This window comes from Aquimarina megaterium XH134 (assembly GCF_000520975.1).
In the GTDB taxonomy this organism is placed as follows: Bacteria; Bacteroidota; Bacteroidia; order Flavobacteriales; family Flavobacteriaceae; genus Aquimarina; species Aquimarina megaterium.
In genome coordinates this window covers 1-642 of the sequence record NZ_JACB01000141.1, presented here as the reverse complement: position 1 = coordinate 642, position 642 = coordinate 1, and the positions used below count along the sequence as shown (strand labels likewise).

Here is a 642-nt window from a genome sequence, read left to right as displayed (position 1 = left end):
TTAACGAATAAGAGAGAAACTTCCGGTAAGAATTCTACCATCCTCTAATTCTACACGAAACCAATATTCGCTAGAGGGCATTAGTTGCCCGTTAAAGGTCCCATCCCATCCGGGAGTACCTGCTCTTAGCTGCTTGATTAGTTTTCCGTATCGATTAAATATAAAAATTAGAGAATTACCCATAATCTGGTTTGATATCCCTTCTACGTTCCAGGTTTCATGAAAACCATCTCCATTTGGAGTGAAATATTTTGGAAATCCAACCACCGAAATATCCTGAGAGGTTACAGGAACACATCCGTTTTTGTCTCTTACATATACCCTGTGAAAACCTGGAGGTACATTGGTAAAAGTGGAATCATCCTGATATGCACTCAAAACTCCATTTATTTCTATTGCATATTCATAATTACCCAGGCCTTCTGTATTAATAGTAACAGTATTATTATCCCTTGCATCATTGATATCAATAGACCGTATAGTTGCTACACTGGATGCAATTACAGTTACTGTTCTGAATTTAGAACACCCGGTTTGCTGGCTTGTAATTTCTACGGTATAATCTCCGGGTTGATTTGCTAAAATTGTTTCTGTAGACTCATTTGTTGACCATAAGATTGTAAAATCATTGAGATTACCATT

General features: G+C 37.1%; 1 protein-coding gene. It reads right to left on the bottom strand.

The window, feature by feature from the left end; genetic code table 11:
- Positions 1–642: T9SS type B sorting domain-containing protein (locus Z053_RS29600; protein ID WP_035097294.1), on the bottom strand; the 642-nt coding region annotated here is incomplete at its 5' end.